An 18,894-nucleotide genomic window follows, 5' to 3' on the forward strand; every position below is an offset into this window, starting at 1 on the left:
CCTTAAATCAGGTTTCTTGTTCGTTTTTAGGATTTACATCATACGCCTCTGCTCGCCAGCAGCCGCCGCGCATGTTTGGGGTGAATATAGCATTGTTAGGGGCAAATGCAAATAAAATATGCCGCCCTGACAGGGGTTTAGGGGGATTGTTTGACACCCTGCCAGACGTGCTGGGGTGGGCAAGAACGCACGGCGCGGGTCGTGTTTTTACGCGTGGTGGGCGTCGTGGCCGAGCAGGCCGAGCAGGCTGTTGATGTCGGTAACCACGCCCGGCAGTGTCGCCACCTCGTAGGCGTTCTGCGCCGCGTCGCCCTCGAAGGTCACGAGGACAATCGTGTTGCCGGGGCTGCTCGCGTTGTCGAAGGTGAGCAAGCCGCCGGCGAAGCCCTGCTCGCCGACAGTCAGCACGTCATTCAGCCCCGGAATGGCGTCAGACGCCTCCGGCGCCGGTTCGCCGGCCGCTGCTACGGCGGGCAGCACCAGCGACGCGCCCGAGAGCAGATCGTCGTGCGCGAGCACACCCTGCTCCCGCTCGCTCGCGGCGGGTGCGCCCTCGTCTTTGGCTGCTGCCGTCTTGTCCTGTTCGGTGCCCATGGTTTCTGTTCCTCCTGCGCCCGCGCCGGGGTCAACCCCGGCGCGTATCACTGCTATTCAATATCCTGGCTGTTGCCCGGCGCGGCCTAGAGAATGAAATCCGACGCCGTCAGGCTGAGGCCGGTACCATTCAGAATAATGGCCATATCCACTGTGGTGCCGCCGCTGTTGTTGATCTGGATAATGGTGTTACCACCGTCCTCATGCCAGGTAATGCTGTTGGCAACGGCGCTGGTGGTGGGCGCCGCCACAAAGGCAAACGCCTGGTCGCCCGCCACACCGTTATTGGCGTCGATGGCCGACAGATCGATCTTGTTGTTGAGGCCGCCGGTGCGGAAGTCGGTGATGACATCCGCCAGCGAGAGCGTGGCGCTGCTGTCCCAGGTCGAATTGAACTTGAAGGTGTCATTGCCGCTGCCGCCGGTCATTGTATCCTTGCCCGCGCCGCCGATCAGGATGTCGTTGCCGTCGCCGCCATTGAGGATGTCGTTGCCGCTGCCACCGTAGAGGATGTCGTTGCCGCCCAGACCGTTCAGGGTGTCGTCTCCGGCACCACCATACAGTGTATCGGCGCCTGCGGTACCGTTGAGGGTTTGGTTCCCGATCAGCGCAGGGGGCTCAAACGAAACGTTGAGGGTGCTGGCCATGGTATCGCCGTCGCCATCGCTAATACTGATGGGCAGGCTGATGTCCACGCCCGCCCCCGGGTTCACGGTCGTCACGCCGAAGTCGCCGATGCGGAAGGCCTTCTCGCCAACGTAGTGATACTCGATGCTGGAGAAGCCACTCGCGGTATAGGTCGCAATCGTGGTGTCGGACACGACGCCGGCAATCTCCACGCCATAGACGATGCCGGCACCCGGGTCCACATCTTTGAACTGCACCGTGAAGGTCTTCCCGCCCACGACATAGGCAGTGGCGATTAAACCAATCACCGCAAACGACACGATCTGGGTCGAGGTGCCGAATTTGATGGCGATGGAGGTCACCGAATCCAGTGTGCCGTCGCCAACGACAAAACTTCCATTGCCATTGGAGCCGTCACCGAAATCATCAAACGTCTTGATCAGTATCGTGCTCGTCGGATTCGAGCCGCCGCTGATGGAGGTAAAGGTCGCCAGCGCGCCGTTGCCGTTATAGTGCTCCTCGAACTGATGATTCCGGTTGGCCAGCACGCTGTAGCCCGCCCCGCCGCTGCCCGGGGTTCCCGTCACATCCACCACAAAATCGACCCGCATCGCCTCGCCCGCGCCCACACTGCCACCGCCGCCACCGCCGCCGATACCGCCGTCATTGGCATTGGTGTTGGTGGTGCCACCGAAAGCGCCGTTTAATATGGGGGTCAGCAGGATGTCCTGGCTGTTGTCATTGACCGCCGTGTTGAAGGTAGACCAATGCGTGTTGCCGCCCACGAAGTCGTAGCCGCCGGCGTTGAAATCGATGGTGGTCGCCCCACCGTCCACCGTGCCGACCATGTTCACCACGTAGTTGCTGCTGCCGGGCTGCAGGGTCACGGTAAACACCGTGCCCAGCACTGTCGATGCCGTGAGCACCAGGCCACCGCCCGAGACCGTGTAGGTAATGGGCAGGCCCCCGGACGTCAGCCCCACGGCCGGGCCGTTGAGGCTCGCCGGGAAGAATACAGTCCCGCCGCCATCAGCGCCGAAATTGTTGCTGATGCTGGAGTCGAAATCAAGCGCGCCGGTAAATGTGGCGAGCGCCGCGTTGTTCACATAGGCCGTCTGCGGATTCAGTCCCGTCGGGCCATCGTCCTGGAAGCTGATGAGGCCACCGATGTTGGCCGAGTTGGAGGCCGTGTCGCCATCGTTGTCGGTGTAGGTCACTTCCATCTGCAGCGCGCTTGCGTTCAGTGACACGGACTCGTCAGAGGCCGCTGCTGAACTGCCTGCGGTCGGGTGGAACAATGACAGGTACTGCGCAATGTACACATTGCCCGTTGCCGCATCCACCGCCAGCGCAAAGGCCACGGTGCCGGTCGGGTTGGCCGTGTCGGTCGCGCCGGCCTCGGTGCCCACCCGGCCCAGAATCAGGCCCGCCGTGGAACCACTGCCCGCGTACAGGAATATCTGCGTGCCTTCGGTGGTGCTGACGCCGGAGAAGGTGCCGTTGGTCACCTTGAGCGCGTAGCTCACTGCCGTGCCACCGTCGGCGCCGAAGCTGCCGCCCGACAGGGTCACCAGCGAGCCTGCGCTGGCCGCGAAACCAATCGCTCCGTTGTCCTTCACTGCCACGTGCGTGTCATTGCCCCTGTCAACACCAATCGCGTTGAACAGTGCCAGCACTGGTGCCGGCAGTGAGCTGCCCGCTATGTCGTTGGCCGCGTTCGGGCCCGATGCCCCGGTGCCCGGTGTCTCGTCGTGTGCTACACCGGTGACTGCTGCAGTTACCGTCGGGGCCGTCGGCGCATCGTCCTTGAAGCTGAGGGCGCTGCCGAGGTTGACGGTGGCGCTGTTGCTGTCACCGTCGGCATCGGTAATGGTCGCGGTCAGGCTCACCAGGTTGGCCGCACTCAGGCTGGTCGCCTGATCCGGGCCAGTGTTCGGGTCGTGCTTCAGTGCGCGCACCTGATCCAGGGTCACGTCACCGTTGGCGGCGACTGTCACGGTGAAGACGATGTCGCCCGTGGCGGCATCGGTGGCATCCGTCCCCTCGCGACCGACGACGACGCCGCTCTCGAGAAACAGGAAGACGCTGTTGTTGGTGGCCATGTCCACCAGACCCGAATCCACGCCCGGGCTCAGAATGCCCAGCGCATAGGTGGTCGTGCCCGCGCCGTCAGCGCCGTAGCTCGCAGTAAACAGGCCGGCAAAGTTGACGGTGGCGTTGGTCGACAGGGTGGTCTCATCGACCTGCAGTGAATCGACCGTGGCCGTACCCGCACTGATGGTCGGCGCATCGTCCAGAATACGGATGGTCAGGACTGCAGAGCCGGTGTCGCCATCGGCGTCCTGAATCGTGTAGGTAAAATGTCCGTCGGCGAACTCGTCCTGCTCCCCGAGGTGATCGTAAGGTCCCGTCAGGGTGAAGGTGTATTCGCCGGTTAGCTTGTCAAATACCAGTGTCCAGTTGGAAGCCGTGAAGGTAACAGTGGTGGCATCGCTGGTCTTGGTAGCAGGACCGATCTCACCATCATAGGTCACGTCAACGAGCGGCGGGTTGCCGGGGCCATCAGCACCAAAGGCGTCGTTATCAAAGAGGTTGCCTTCGGTCGTATCGATCACCCCGTTTGCCGGCTCGGCCTCGGACACGATGTTAACATTGGCCTCCGGGTCGGGGTTGTCGTCCTGGGGGTTGGGCGCATCGCGATCAGTGATGGGCAGCTCTTCTGCCGGCTGATCGAACTCAACCGCAATGCCCGTGGTATCAAAACCGCTGGTCACCAGGCCCCGGTCGAGGGTCGGGTCTACCACGACGAAGCTGCTGCCGCCTTCATCGCCTGCACCGGGTCCCGCTGCCGCGGCCTCGGTCACTGCGGTCGGATCGGCGCCGGCAGCGATCAGGGCCTGGAGGGCCGCGATGTCGGTCTCTTCACCGGCCGCCTGGGCGGGATTGAACACCTCGCTGTCCAGCACCATCTCGGCGCCCCGGCCCAGATCCATGTGGGTGCCGTTGACGAATTCAATGATGATGGTGCCGGCGGCGGAGGTCTGGATGAGGTCGTTGGCGTAGACCTTGTCGCCGACCTGCAGCGCCCTCGCGGCGCCGTCCTGGCCGATGGCGGTCGCGTTGCCGATGAGGGTCTTTACGGTGCCGATTGCACCGGACTGGATGGTGGTGGTCGCCGTAGCGGTTTGCTGTGCCATGTGAATCTCCATACCCCCTCAGGGGTTTATTTTGATGAGCTTGGGTGAATTTTAGCCCTTGCACCAAAAGGTGCTATTGGACTTTGGTACTAGACCCCGGGCACTGCTCAGGGCGGGGCGGCGCCTGAGCGGGAGAGGCCCGAGCCGGTCACGTAGAGGGCAAGCTGGAGGCGATCCGACACCCCCAGTTTCTGGAAGATGGCGCTGAGGTGGGCCTTGACGGTGCGGTCGGTGATGTCCAGCTGGCGGGCAATAAGCTTGTTGCTGGCGCCGCTGGCGACCAGTTCCGCGATCTGGCCTTCGCGCGGGGTCAGGCTTGCCAGCCGTTCGGCCGCGCCGGGCCGGCTCGCGGCAGGCGTAGTGGCCAGGCCGCCCAGGCCCTTCAGCAACAGGGGCAGGGCCGCAGAGGAGATCCAGGTGCCGCCGTCGAGCACGGTGTTGATGATGCGGGTAATGGTGTCCTCGGCAAGCTGGGCGCCGCAACACGCCGCCGCACCCATTCCGAGCAGGGATAGCTCCACTTCCGGTGAGAGTCCGGCCGCCACGACCAGGATCTTGGCGTCCGGGGTGAGCTGCCTGGTTTTGGCGATTTCGGCCTGCGGGCCGGACGCCAGCAGTCCGAAGTCAATCAGGATCAGTTTTGCGGGATGCCGGGCAAGGTCTTGCCACAGCTCGGCCAAAGATCCGACAACAGTGGTCTGCCCCTTTTTCCGGAGAGGGCCCTCAAAGCGGGTGGTGATTTCGGGTGAGTTGCTAGCCAGTAGGTACATGTGCAAGCCGTAGCAGTAATTTCGGTCGTACCGTTCGCCCTGAGTGCGACCCCCGGCCCCCTGGATACCCACCCCCCGCCGCACCCTCAGGGCAAGCGGTGAGCGTACCCAGCAATGAAGGACACTACTCTAGTCTATAGTATCTGTTACCGTCCACTCGTTGCACAGGGTAGCCGGGGTCAATGGAAGGCTGCAATCCGCCTCTCGCAATAATCACGGCTGAAGCACTCTTTTATCTCTGAGGGCGGCAGCGGCTTGTTGAAGTAAAAGCCCTGCATCTCGTTGCACCGCAGCGAACTCAGGAAATCCAGTTGCCTGCTTGTCTCCACGCCTTCGGCGATCACCTGCAGCTTCAGGCTGTGCGCCATGGCGACGATCGCCGTGGTGATGGCCATGTCGTCCGCGTCGTCGGGAATTCCCTGGACAAAGGACTGGTCGATCTTCAGCTTGGTGACAGGAAAGCGTTTCAGATAGCTGAGCGACGAGTAGCCCATTCCGAAATCATCCAGGGCGATGTGTATGCCGACATCCTTTATTTTTTGCAGGATGGCAGCGGTCTCGGCCCCGTGCATCACGCTTTCGGTAAGCTCCAGCTCCAGATAGTCAGGGTCGAGGCCGGTCTCGCTCAGCACCTCATGAATGGTAGAGATAAGCTGACGCTGGCGAAACTGCCGCGCGGAGAGATTGACCGCCATCCGGATAGGCGGATAGCCGGCGGTCTGCCAGGCCTTGTTCTGTTTGCAGGCGGTGCGCAGCACCCATTCACCGATGCGCGTGATCAAACCGGTTTCCTCCGCTACCGCGATGAATTCCATCGGCGATACCAGCCCAAGATCAGGGTTTTGCCAGCGCAGCAGCGCCTCCACGCCGACGATCCTGCCTGTGGCAAGGTCAATCTGCGGCTGGTAGCGCAGAAACAGCTCGTCACGCTCGAGGGCGTGACAGAGCTTGTTTTCCAGTCTCAGGCGGTGCGAGGCACCGTCATTCATCATGGGGGAGTAGAGCTGAAAGCCGCTCCTCAGCTCTTTGGCGCGGCACATGGCGAGATCGGCGTTTTTCAGCAGTGTCTCGGGGTTGTCGGTGTCCTGGGGGAAGATGCTTATGCCGATGCTGGCGGTAACATTGAGGGTGTGGCCCACAATTTCGAAGGGCTCGGCAAAGGCGTCGCCGAGCTTCTGCGCCAACATGGACACATCGGCCGGATCCACGACATCGTCGACGATCAAGGCAAACTCGTCCCCGACAAAGCGTGCCACCGTATCGCCCTCACGCACCATGATTGACAGGCGTGCCGCCATCGCTATCAGCAATAAATCGCCGACGGTATGTCCCAGGGTGTCATTGACCCGCTTGAAGCGATCCAGATTCATCAGCAGCATGGCCACCATGTTGTCATGCCGCGGCGCATGTATCAGCGCCTGCGACAGGCGGTCTATGAACAGCATCCGGTTGGGCAGGTTGGTGAGCGCATCATGCGTCACCATATAATTCATGCGCACTTCTGCGCGCTTGCGCTCAATGGCGTAGCGCAGCGAACGCACCAGCAGCTGGGTGTCCACCTGACCCTTGATCAGATAGTCCTGGGCCCGGCACTGCACGGCCTGCAACGCGAGTCCTTCGTCGTGCAATCGGCTCAACACCACTATCGGCATATGCGGAACCGCCACCTGCACCTGGGTCAGGGTATCGAGCCCTCTGGAGTCTGGCAGCATCAGGTCCAGCAACACGACATCAAAGTGTTGCTGGGCAAGCCGCTTGAGCGCTTCAGTGAACGAATCAATATGGACGAGGATGAATTTACCGGTACGCGCGTCGGCCAGCATCTCGGACACCAGCCTGGCGTCACCGGGGTTGTCTTCCACCAATAAGATATGTATTGGTGTATCCATGCCCGGATCACGCGGCGTACTCAGCTCATGCGGGTCATGCATTGTTTGCTTCCCTATTTATCCGGCAGAGTGAAGTAAAAGGTACTCCCTGCCCCCGGCTCCGATTCCACCCATATCCTTCCCCCAAGACTTTCCACGATCTTCTTGCAAATTGCAAGGCCTATCCCGGTTCCGGTGTATTTGACCTGGCCGGGCAGCCGCTGAAACAGCATGAAAATCTGGCCGGTGAACTGCGGGTCTATGCCAATACCGTTATCCCGCACCGAAAACTGCCAGCAGCCCTCTCTGTGCTCGGCGCGGACCTGGATCTTCGGTGGTTTTTCGGCGCGGCACTTGATGGCGTTGCCGATCAGGTTCTGCAACAACTGCACCAGCTGGGTGTGGTTGGCGTAGAGCGTAGGCAGTGACTTACCCGTTACTGTGGCGTTGCTTTCCTGTATGGCAACCTGCAGGTTGCTCACCACCTCATTGAAGACCTTGTTGCAATCCACCTGCTCCAGACTGGCCGGTGCGGAGCCGACCTGAGAATAGGCCAGGAGCCCGTCTATCATGCGCTGCATGCGCAGCGTGCCATCCATCACAAACTGAATGAATTCATCGGCAGCCGGGTCGAACCTGCCCTGATAACGCCGTGCCAGCAGCTGGATATAACTCTCCACCATGCGCAGCGGTTCCTGCAGGTCGTGGGCTGCGACGTGGGCCAATTCACTCAGTTTATCGTTGGAACTCAGCAACTCCATGGTGCGCTCCCGCACCAGGCGCTCCAGTTCCTCGCCAATCGCGCGCTGACGTTCCTCGGCACGCTTCTCGTCCTCGATGTCGGTCGCGCTCCCCAGCCATTTGATAATGCTGCCGTCCTGGTCCCGGAACGGCGTTGCACGCACCACATGCCAGTGATAGGCGCCGTCACTGGGCCTTTTGAAGCGGTACTCGGCGCCGTAGGCCTGGCCGCTCTGCACCGCCTGGGCCCAGTGCCGCAAACAGTCTTGCAGGTCATCCGGGTGCAGCACCGTTTGCCAGTGCTTGCCCTGGCTGTATTCACGCGTCAGGGCGGGGTGGTTGTACCAGTAGTGGTTATAGTAATCCAGCGTACCGTCAGGCAGCGCGGTCCACACGATCTGGGGCACGGTGGCAACGACAGACGGCTCCCCGCCACCGGTCTTCATCTCCACCGTGGTGCCGCTGACCTGGCTCACGATCAGCCGGCCCAGCGCATGCAGGGCCTCTCTCTGTTCCAGGTTGAGCCCGCCCCGGATGTGCTCCGCCACGCACAGCGTGCCTATGGCCTCTCCCTTGGGCGTGGTCCACGCCACACCCGTGTAAAAACGTATGTTGGGCTCGGAGCTTACAAAGCGGTGAGTGGTATAGCGTTCATCCAGAGGCGCGCCGGTGACGACAAAAACACTGGGGGGGTCCGACGAAGTGGCACAGAACGATACATCACGCGGGATTTCCGGGCCAGCAGGGCCAGGCTTGGGCGCCTGGCGGTCGGTATTATCCACCAGGCCGATAAAGGAAATCGGCGTCCGGCAGATGTGCGAGGCCAGCTGGAGGAAGTCTTCGATGACCGCTTCAGGTGCGGTGTCCAGAATGTTGAAGCGCCGCAAGGCGGCCTGCTGCTCTGCGTCATGGTCGAGTGGCGGCGTTTTCATTGTGATGTCATATCAACGCCGACAGCCCGGCTTCCGCAGGCGCAACTTCGCACGCCTCTGCTGCCGTATACGCCCGCGCACAGGGCATATGTGGGAACGAGTGAGACAGTATCCTGTTGCATACATGACTCATTTTGCGTGCATTCATCGGCCTGGATTTCGCTTATGAAATACGTATATTTAACAATTATTTAGGAATTAGATATTGTGGAGGCTGCTACTTTAGCGGAGTAACCGGGAAACTCCATTGGACTTTGGTACTAGCATTAGTACTAGTAAGATCACAGCGCAACGCCCTGCTCGCGCCAGATTTCTGTAGTGTGCGGTCAGCACCGCCCGCCGTACAGCCAGCCCGCCTGTTCGGCACCTTGACCGCAGAGATATGATGTTGTTTTTGCGGGTTTTCAGGGACTTTAGGATTTGCAGGCGCAGCACCCTGCACCTGCTACCGGCCCCACGGCAGCATTACCCGGCGCTTGCCCCAAGCCCCTTGCTCAACGTTCGCGCAGGGCGTCGTACTTGGCCTTGGTGACGGGCTTCAGCAGATAATTCAGCACCGTCTTGTTGCCGGTGCGGATGTGAACGGTGGCGACCATCCCGGGCATGATCGGCAAATTTCTCTGGCCATTGCCCAGGTTGTTGGTCTTGGTGCGCACGCGAACCAGAAAGAAGCTTTCGTCTTTTTCGTCCGTGATGGAGTCGGCGGTAACGTTCTCGACGATGGCATCGAGGCCGCCGTAGATCGAGAAATCGTACGCCGTGAATTTGACCGTCGCCTCCTGGCCGGGGTGGATGAAGGCGATGTCCGAGGGCCGGATGCGCGCCTCGATCAGCAGGTTGTCTTCGATCGGGACGATCTCCATCACGTCCATGCCCGGCTGGATGATGCCGCCGACCGTGGTAATCTTGATCTGCTTGACGATGCCGTCCATGGGAGAGCGAACGGATGTCCGTTCCAGGCGGTCAGCCATGGCCACACTGGACGCACGTGTTTGCTCGAACTCGGCCCGCGCCATATTGAGTTCTGCAGAGGAGTCCGATCTGAATTTTGCGATCTGGCCCTCCACCTTGGTTCTGGCCTCGGCCAGACTCTGCTCCAGGCGCGGGAGCGCCAGGCGGGTCGCGTCGGTCTCGCCCCTCAGGTCGCTCACCTGCCGCTCCAGCCGCAGCACTTCCACTTCCGACAGCACGCCCTGCGCAACCAGCGGCTTGCTGATCTCAAGCTCGCGCGAAATCAGCCCCAGGCTTTCCTGCAGCTGTACCAGGCGCGTGCGTTTCTCCTGCAGCTCCTGACCGCGCTGATTGGCTTGCTGGCGCAGCACGGTGAGCGTGGCTTCCAGCTCACTCTGTCGGTTCAGGTAGAGCTGCCTTTCCTCTTCGGCGATACCCGGATTGGTAAGAAAAAGCTCTTCAGGCACCTGGAAAGACTTGCCGTCAACCTCTGCGGTAAGCCGGGCGATACGCGCCAGCAAGGCGTCATACTTGGCCTGGGCCTCACCCATCGACGAAGCGAATCGGGTCTTGTCCAGATTGAGCACGATCTGGCCCTTCTTGACGATGTCACCCAATCTGACCGGAATACTGGCGACGATGCCCCCCTCGAGATTCTGGATCACCTGCACCTGGGCTGAGGGAATAACCTTGCCTTCGCCGACCGTGATCTCTTCGAGCCGGGAGAAGCTGGCCCAGATCAGCGCGATCACCAGAAAGACAACAAACCCCCGGATGATCATCGAGGCGTAGCGTGGCGGCCCCTGAAAGACCGCTGCCGTGCTCTCAGGCATGAGCTCGAGATCGGCCTCCCTGGCCGCCTTTTCCTGCTCATCGGGAAGGATAAAGCGCTTCACCTTTTCCCGCAGTAACGCACCCACTGCAGCAAGCCTAGCTCTTGGCGACATTGAGCTTCCCTCCGGACAATGCCTCAAGCACCTGCTCCTTGGGCCCGTCGGCAACGATTCTGCCGCCTTCGACCACAATCAGCCGATCGACCAGCGTCAGCATCGAGGCGCGATGCGTTACCAGAATCAGGGTCTTGTCGGCCAGATGCGGCTTGATCCTCGCCTTGAAGTTTTCCTCCGACCGGTTGTCCAGTGAGTTGGTGGGCTCGTCCAGCAGCAATATCGTCGGATCCAGCAGTAATGCCCGGGCAATGGCGATGGACTGCCGCTGTCCGCCCGACAAGCCGTCTCCGCGCTCGCCCACCGGCATGCCAAAACCCTGGGGATGGCGGTTCACGAAATCGGTTACCCCGGCAATTTCCGCTGCCCGCAACATTGCCTTGTCGTCGACGTAGGGGGCTCCGAGCACGATGTTTTCCTTGACGCTGCCGAAGAACAGCAGTGAGTCCTGAGGCACGTAACCGATATTCCGCCGCAGATCGGCGGGATCGATCTGCTGCTGATCAACACCGTCTACCCAGATCGACCCGGAGGCCGGCTGATAGAGTCCGAGAATGAGTTTTTCAATGGTGGATTTGCCCGAGCCAATGCGGCCGATGATGCCGACCCGCTCCTTGGGTGCGACCTTGAACGATATTTTGCTCAGGGCCTCTACCGGCTGCCCCGGATAGGCGAAGCTGACATTCTGGAATTCGATTGCCCCCTCGAAGCCCGGACGATTGACGAACTGCTTGCCCGGCGGGCGCTCGGTGGGCAGGTTCATGATGCTGTTCAGACCCTGGAGCGCCGATCTGGCATGGTGGAAACGGGTGGACAGGGCCGCCACCTGGGACAGGGGGGCCAGAATCCGCCCCGCCAACAGCGTGCAGGCGATAAGACCGCCCAATGACAGTGATTTGTCAGAGATCAGGTAGACACCCACGACGACGACGCCCACGGTTGCGAGTTGCTGCACAAAAACTGACGAATTGACGGCGGCGGCGGACAGCAGCCGTGCGGTCAGGCCGAGCTTGGCGATCTGGCCGACGAGCTGTTCCCAGCGCCGTTGCACCGGGCTTTCTGCGGCCAGTGCCTTGATCGTCTCCAGCCCCCCCAGGTTTTCGATGAGGGCTGATTGGCGCTGGGCGGTTGCCCGGAATGTTTCACCTATGACGCGTGACAAGGGCTTTTGCAGGAGGAGACTCGGTATCAGAATCAGCGGAATTGCAACCAGCGGCACCAGCACGACGAGGCCTCCCACCCACCAGACGACCAGCAGGAAGAGCAGGACAAAGGGCAGGTCAATTAACGTCACGATGGTGGCGGAGGTGAGGAATTCACGGAACGACTCAAACTCATGCAGGCTGTTGGCAAACGCACCAACGGATTTCGGGCGCGCTTCCATGCGTATGGCAAGCACCTTCTCAAGAATGGTCGCGGAAAGAATGATGTCGACTTTTTTCCCGGCGATATCGACAAAATATCCGCGCAGGCTGCGCATGAGGAAATCGAAAACAAAGACGATTCCCACGCCGATCGCCAGCACCCAGAGGGTTGAAAAGGTCTGGTTCGGCACCACCCGGTCATACACATTCATGACGAACAGCGGCGTAACCAGGGCAAATACGTTGATCAGGAAGGACGCTACCAGAACCTCGGCATAAATCGGCCACGACTGCTTCAGCGTATCCCAGAACCAGTGGCCGCCCTGCGGCAGCGGTGATGCGTCGGCACGTTCGTCAAACCTGAAGATCGGCCGGACGAAGATGGCATAACCGGTATAACTGCTCTCGATCGCCTCCGGATCTATCCTGACCTCGCCGTCACCCGACTCCGGCTGGATGATGCGCAATTGCCCGCCCTCCTCCCGCTCCAGCAGGATGCAGGCGTCACCGTCCTGCAGCAAGAGCACAGCCGGCAGCGTGAGATTCGAGATTTCCGCAAGCGGTCGCTTGATGATCCGGGCAGAAAGGTTGGCGCGCTGCGCCGCCCGGATGAAAAGCTCAGGTGTCAGGCGGGACTCTTCCAGCGGCAGTCCGGCCGTCAATGACTGTGCCGAGTGCGGCTGGTGCTGGATACGGGTGAGTATGGCCAGGCAGTTCGCCAACGGATCATCGGGAAGGAGCGCCTCTTTAGGGACTGCCCATTCCTTGGTTTCTGGTGCCTTATCCGTATCCGTCGGGGACATCGCGCGCCTTATTATTTACTGTAAATCACAAAACCGTCAGCGGCCTTTAAGGTCATCCCGTGGCAACCCCGTAACCCGGCGCCCAGCTTCCGGCGATCGCTTTGACTCTGGCATCAGACTACAGCAGATGTCTGGACACCTAGCATACTGGAGTCCGCCGGAAGATCAAGGTCTGGCGACCTGGGCTGTCCGCTCGTCCTCACGCCAGCGATGCCCAAGCAGTCTCCAACCGTTGACCTGTATGGGTCGTACTCCTGCCGTGCAGGGATGCGCAGGAGTGGCCTCGCTCAGCCGCTATATTATTTTTTTTACCAGCACCTTTGAATTCCGCTGATAATTGTACAACTGTTGCCGCGCGACCGGCAGGGCCTTGATGTCCGCCGCCATGAAGCCGCGCTCGACAAACCAGTGTGCTGTGCGTGTGGTGAGCACCAGCATGCGCTTTATCTTCCGCTGCTTCGCCGCGCGCTCCATATACTCCAGCAGCGCCTCGCCCCGGCCCGAGTCCTGGTAGTCCGGATGCACCACCAGGCAGGCCAGTTCGCCGCAGCCCTCTTTAACATAGGGATACAGTGCGGCACAGGCAATGATCGCGTTGTCACGCTCCATCACCGTAAAATAACCAATCTCGGTCTCCAGCCGTTCACGCGAGCGACGCACCAGCACGCCCTCATCTTCCAGCGGCGAGATCAACTCCAGAATACCGCCAACATCGTCGATGGTCGCCGGGCGCGTATTTTCGTAGCTGTCACCCGCTATCAGCGTGCCGCTGCCATCCCGAGTGAACAACTCCAGCAGCAAGGCGCCGTCCGTGTGGCGGCTGATGAGGTGCACGCGGCGCACGCCCTTATGGCAGGCCTGCACGGCACCGCTGATCAAACGTTTGATGTCAGGTGTCAGGACGCCTTTGGCGGAAAGCATTTTTTGCGCCTCGGCGAGCTTCAATTGCCGCACCAGACGCTTTTTCACATCCAGCACACCGGCCCCTTCCACCATGTGCAGCAGTTTGTCGGCGTGCAGTTCGGCAGCAACCGCCGTGGCAACGTCCCCGGCGGAAAGATTGAACACCTCGCCACTGGGCGAATAACCGAGGGGCGAAACCAGCACCACAGCCGCATCAGCCAGCGCCTGCTCGATGCCCTGCACATCCACGCGCCGCACTTCGCCCGTGTGTTCGTGATCGACACCGTCACGCACACCGAGCGGACGTGCAGTGATGAAGTTACCAGAGGCAACGCGGATACGCGCACCCGCCATGGGTGAGTTGGCCAACCCCATGGAGAGCAGCGCTTCAATCTCCACCCGCACGCTCCCGACCGCCTCCTTCACACACGCCAGCGCGGAAGCGTCTGTTACCCGCAGACCGTTGGCATAACGCATCCTGATGCCGCGTTCACGCAGACGCGCCTCAATTTGCGGCCGCGCACCATGCACCAGCACCACCCGTACGCCCAGCGCATTGAGCAGCGCGACGTCGTGAATAAAGTGCGCGAAACTTGCATCTGCTACCGCCTCACCTCCAAACGCGATGACGAACGTGCGGCCCCGATGCGCGTTAATGTAGGGCGAGGAATGGCGGAACCAGCCGACAAAGGCCGTGTTGCTGTTTTTTTCAGAGACAGGCATGGCTGACGCCTACTGACAAAGTGACGCGTATTATACGCGACCGGCTCACTTTTTCGCGGTCAATTTAAGGGCCGCCGAGTTGATGCAATACCGCTGTCCCGTCGGTTGTGGGCCATCCGGGAACACATGGCCCAGATGTGCGTCACACACGCTGCACAGCACCTCTGCTGGGCAGGGAGCCCGAATGTCGCGGGCGCATGGATGCGCAGGAGCGACGGTTCTGCGCATGAAAAAGCCGTTATCTTCCTTCTCCAATACGCTGTCCTCCGCAATCGGTGCCCAGTAACTGGGCCAGCCGGTGCCGGAATCGAATTTTGTTTCCGCAGCGAACAGCGGATTGCCGCAACAAACACAGTGATACACGCCCGCCTCCTTGCAGGCATGGTATTCACCGCTGAATGCGCGTTCGGTACCGTGCCGACGTGTCACTTCATATTGCTGCTGCGTGAGCAGCTTTTCCCACTCCTCAGCGGATTTGGCTATCTTCTCCCTCACACCACGTTACCTCTAATCCGTCACCGCACCGACGCTGCTGCTCGACACCTGTTTGGCGTATTTGGCCAACACACCGCGTGTGTAACGTGGCGCGGGCGGCTGCCACGCGGCGCGGCGCCGGGCCAGCTCCGCTTCCGGCACATTGAGCTGCAGCAGACGTGCATCCGCGTCGATGGTAATGGAGTCACCCTCCTGTACCAGCGCGATGGTGCCGCCCACCGCCGCCTCGGGCGCAACATGGCCCACCACCATGCCGTAGGTGCCGCCGGAAAAGCGGCCATCGGTAATCAGGCCAACAGCGTCGCCCAGGCCTTCACCAATGATGGCCGAGGTGGGCGACAGCATTTCGCGCATGCCGGGCCCGCCCCTTGGGCCTTCATAACGTATAACCACCACATCCCCTGCCTTGATTTTTTGCGCCAGTATGGCCTCCATGCACGTCTCTTCCGACTCAAACACACGCGCCGGACCGGTAATGGCATGCAGCTTGATGCCGGTGATCTTTGCCACCGCACCTTCCTCGGCCAGATTACCCTTCAGGATGGCAAGATGGCCCTGGGCGTAGATGGGTGCGCTCCACGGCCGGATGACGTCCTGATCCTTGCGCGGCTCTGCCGGCACGTCCTTTAATACTTCCGCTACGGTCTGGCCGCTGATAGTCAGCGCGTCGCCATGCAACACACCGTGCGCGAGCAGGATCTTCATCACTTGGGGAATACCGCCCGCCTGGTGCAGGTCGGTGGCCACATAACGCCCGGAGGGTTTCAGATCGCACAGCACCGGCACGCGCACGCGCACGCTCTCGAAATCATCAATCGCAAGCGGTATCTGCATGGCGTGCGCGAGGGCGAGCAGGTGCAACACGGTGTTGGTGGAACCACCTACCGCCATGGTCACGGCGATGGCGTTTTCAAATGCCTTGCGCGTGAGTAACTGACTCGGCAGTATCTGTTGCTTGATCGCGTTCACCAGCACTGCGGCGGACTCGGCTGTACTCTCCGCCTTCTCCGCATCTTCGGCTGCCATGGTGGACGAATAGGGCAGGCTCATGCCCATGGCCTCGATAATGGAGGACATGGTGTTGGCGGTATACATGCCGCCGCACGAACCCGCACCCGGACAGGCGCGGCGCTCGACCTCCATCAACTCCTGCTCGTCGATTTTATGCGCGGTGAACTGGCCGACGGCCTCGAAGGCGCTGACGATGGTGAGGTCACGGCCTTTGTAATGGCCCGGCTTGATGGTGCCACCGTAGACAAATATCGCGGGAATGTTCAGGCGCGCCATGGCAATCATGGCGCCGGGCATGTTCTTGTCGCAGCCGCCGATGGCAAGCACACCGTCCATACTCTGGCCATTGCACACGGTTTCAATGGCGTCGGCAATCACCTCGCGCGACACCAGTGAATATTTCATGCCCTCGGTGCCCATCGAGATGCCGTCACTGATGGTGATGGTGCCAAACACCTGCGGCATGGCCCCAGCCTGCTTCAGCGCCGCTTCGGCGCGCGCGGCCAGTGCACCTATGCCCATGTTGCAGGGCGTGATGGTGCTGTGCGCATTGGCAACACCGACCACCGGCTTGTCAAAGTCCGCATCGCCAAATCCCACTGCACGCAGCATGGCGCGGTTGGGTGAACGCTGCACGCCCTGGGTAACGACTTTGCTCCTGCGATTATCCGACATTATTTACTCCATACACATGGGTTGATTGATGACTTTCATTTGTTATTCCACAGACACTGGCCGCCACTCGCTGTGGTAATCGCCTGCAGCCGTTCCTCGTGCGCACTGATCTCCTCGGCCGTGGCACGCAGCACTGGCAACGCGGCACGCTTGCCCGACACGCGCCGCACGGCCTGCGCCTCGGTGCCAAAATGGGCCGCATCGCCCAGCAGGCTGGCCTGGCCGCCGGTCATGGCCAGATACACCTCGGCCAGTATCTCCGCATCCAGCAGTGCACCGTGGTGGGTGCGCTGCGAGTTGTCCACGTTATAGCGTTTGCAGAGGCTGTCGAGATTGTTTTTCTGGCCGGGGTGCAGCGAACGCGCCAGTTGCAGCGTGCAGGCGACGGTGCAGCAATCCTGTATCTCGCCGTGCTCCGGGCCCAGCAACGACAACTCGCTGTTGAGAAAGCCGACATCAAAGGCCGCATTGTGTATCACCAGCTCAGCATCGCGCACAAACGCGACAAACTCATCTGCGATATCGCGAAAGCGCGGCTTGCCCGCCAACTGCGCGTCGGTGATGCCGTGTACTTCCATGGCGCCGGGGTCAATCGGGCGGTCGGGTTGCAGGTAGTAGTGGAAGGTATTGCCCGTCTTGCGTCGGTTCACCAGTTCCACGCAACCGATCTCGATGATGCGGTGGCCCTGCGCGTGCTCCAGTCCGGTGGTTTCGGTATCGAGGATGACCTGCCTCACGGGGCACCTCTAAAAACGTCTCTTTTGCTCCAATACAGTGCTGTACAAGGACGTACGAATGTCGCGCGCGCAGGACGCGCAGGAGCGACCGTTGCAGCTTGTCTCCGCTGCTCACATGCTGGCGTGTATGCTGTGCTGTACAAGGATGTATGAATGTCGCGAGCGCAGGATGCGCAGGAGCGACCGCTGCTTGACGGCGCTGCGCCTTGTCTTGAATCAAAATCCATCATTTTCAGAGGCACCCTGCTTTGCTTCCTGTTTCATTTCGTCTATGGCCTGATTCGCCAACTGGTCGGCGATTTCATTTTCCGGGTGACCGTTGTGGCCGCGCACCCAGTGCCACGTTACCTTGTGTGTCGCGACAACGGCGTCCAGCCGCTGCCACAGATCGACATTCTTGACCGGCTTTTTGTCTGCCGTTTTCCAGCCGCGTCGCTTCCAGCTGTTGATCCACTGACTGATGCCCTGATGTACATACTGTGAATCGGTTGTGACTGCTGCCTCACATGACCTTTTGAGTGATTCCAGCGCCTGAATCACGGCCATGAGTTCCATCCGGTTATTGGTGGTATGCGCCTCCGCGCCGAAGAGGGTCTTCTCCGTGCCCTGATAACGCAGCAACGCACCCCAACCGCCGGGGCCGGGATTGCCGCGGCAGGCACCATCGGTAAATATTTCCACCACGCTGGTGGAGCCGGCTTCAGTCATGGTGCCGTACCTTGCCCGCACTGGTCTCGGGCATGCGTACCGGCACCAGTCGCCGCGTCGATTCCCAGCGTGGCTTGATCGGCGTGAGTGTTGCTACACGTTTTTTTGCCAGCAGCAGATAGGCGCCGCCCCAGGCGGGCCAGGTACGCGCGCCCAGTTTCTCCATAAAATCCAGACGCTGCATGATACCGGGGTGACGCAGCGGCGGACGAAAAAAGAACGGTCGTTGCGCCACCACCTCAAATCCGAGCAGCGCCAGCCAGTCCTTGATCCGCAGCAGGCTGAGAAAACGGCCACACCACGGCGGACGGCCACTGCGCATCAGCGCCAGTCGCCACAGCCCCCACAGGCTCCACGGATTAAAACCCAGAATGACCACATGGCCCTCGGGAATCAGCACCCGCTCGGCCTCGCGCAACACGCCATGCGGGTCGGCCTCGAATTCCAGCGTATGCGCCAGCAGCACGACATCCACCGCGTCGGTCGCCACCGGCAGGGCATCAGGTCGACTATAGACCCCCGGCGCAACTTTTCCCGCCCCTTCCAGATCGCTCACCAGGACTACGCGGTGGGTAATACGGCTGCTGGCGAGCAGATCGACATCCGTCAGGCTGCCGATCTGGAGCGCGTGATAGCCAAACAGGTTGGGCAGAAACTCCGCCAGTTGCGCACGCTCCATATCGAGCAGCCAACGCCCCAGGCTCAGCCGATACCAGGCCCGCTGCAGGCGTCTTGTGCCTGATTGCGGTGTGGCACCACCCTCATGTCCGTTACTGTGTCTCATAAGCCTGATTCAGTGCTGCTCTGCCTGTATTGGAGCGGGCCACGCTGCATCCGGATTGACCTCG

General features: G+C 61.0%; 13 protein-coding genes. All 13 read right to left on the minus strand.

The window, feature by feature from the left end:
- Positions 1-207: 207 nt before the first annotated feature.
- Positions 208-594, minus strand: a complete 387-nt coding sequence (locus tag Q8L89_06375; protein ID MDP1708673.1) for a hypothetical protein — start codon at positions 592-594, stop codon at positions 208-210.
- A gap of 86 nt (positions 595-680) precedes the next feature.
- Entirely contained in the window at positions 681-4,418 is a 3,738-nt protein-coding gene (locus Q8L89_06380) for a retention module-containing protein (GenBank protein ID MDP1708674.1), read from the minus strand.
- 107 nt (positions 4,419-4,525) lie between these two features.
- Positions 4,526-5,188, minus strand: a complete 663-nt coding sequence (locus Q8L89_06385; protein MDP1708675.1) for a response regulator transcription factor — start codon at positions 5,186-5,188, stop codon at positions 4,526-4,528.
- Positions 5,189-5,367: 179 nt separating this feature from the next.
- On the minus strand, positions 5,368-7,077 hold the full coding sequence (locus Q8L89_06390) for an EAL domain-containing protein (protein MDP1708676.1): 1,710 nt from the start codon (positions 7,075-7,077) through the stop codon (positions 5,368-5,370).
- A 53-nt stretch (positions 7,078-7,130) separates the two neighbouring features.
- Complete coding sequence (locus Q8L89_06395) at positions 7,131-8,729, minus strand: ATP-binding protein (GenBank protein ID MDP1708677.1); 1,599 nt, start codon at positions 8,727-8,729, stop codon at positions 7,131-7,133.
- 494 nt (positions 8,730-9,223) lie between these two features.
- On the minus strand, positions 9,224-10,627 hold the full coding sequence (locus tag Q8L89_06400) for an HlyD family type I secretion periplasmic adaptor subunit (protein MDP1708678.1): 1,404 nt from the start codon (positions 10,625-10,627) through the stop codon (positions 9,224-9,226).
- The gene (locus Q8L89_06405; GenBank protein ID MDP1708679.1) at positions 10,611-12,794 is read right to left on the minus strand and encodes a type I secretion system permease/ATPase; all 2,184 of its coding nucleotides are present in this window, start codon (positions 12,792-12,794) and stop codon (positions 10,611-10,613) included. The genes Q8L89_06400 and Q8L89_06405 overlap by 17 nt, the downstream gene beginning before the upstream one ends.
- A gap of 294 nt (positions 12,795-13,088) precedes the next feature.
- Complete coding sequence (gene argA / locus Q8L89_06410) at positions 13,089-14,420, minus strand: amino-acid N-acetyltransferase (protein ID MDP1708680.1); 1,332 nt, start codon at positions 14,418-14,420, stop codon at positions 13,089-13,091.
- Positions 14,421-14,465: 45 nt separating this feature from the next.
- Complete coding sequence (gene msrB / locus Q8L89_06415; protein ID MDP1708681.1) at positions 14,466-14,915, minus strand: peptide-methionine (R)-S-oxide reductase MsrB; 450 nt, start codon at positions 14,913-14,915, stop codon at positions 14,466-14,468.
- 12 nt (positions 14,916-14,927) lie between these two features.
- Complete coding sequence (gene ilvD, locus Q8L89_06420; GenBank protein MDP1708682.1) at positions 14,928-16,601, minus strand: dihydroxy-acid dehydratase; 1,674 nt, start codon at positions 16,599-16,601, stop codon at positions 14,928-14,930.
- Positions 16,602-16,636: 35 nt separating this feature from the next.
- Positions 16,637-17,338 carry a DNA polymerase III subunit epsilon gene (gene dnaQ / locus Q8L89_06425; protein MDP1708683.1) on the minus strand — a complete coding sequence of 234 codons (702 nt, stop codon included), beginning with the start codon at positions 17,336-17,338 and terminating at the stop codon, positions 16,637-16,639.
- Positions 17,339-17,554: 216 nt separating this feature from the next.
- Positions 17,555-18,046: a ribonuclease HI gene (rnhA, locus tag Q8L89_06430; protein MDP1708684.1), complete on the minus strand. Its 492-nt coding sequence runs from the start codon at positions 18,044-18,046 to the stop codon at positions 17,555-17,557.
- The gene (locus Q8L89_06435; protein MDP1708685.1) at positions 18,039-18,830 is read right to left on the minus strand and encodes a methyltransferase domain-containing protein; all 792 of its coding nucleotides are present in this window, start codon (positions 18,828-18,830) and stop codon (positions 18,039-18,041) included. Before Q8L89_06435 ends, rnhA begins: the two co-directional genes overlap by 8 nt.
- Between the last annotated feature and the right edge of the window lie 64 nt (positions 18,831-18,894).

The organism is Gammaproteobacteria bacterium, from assembly GCA_030680605.1.
Classification (GTDB): Bacteria; Pseudomonadota; Gammaproteobacteria; order SURF-13; family SURF-13; genus JAQBXX01.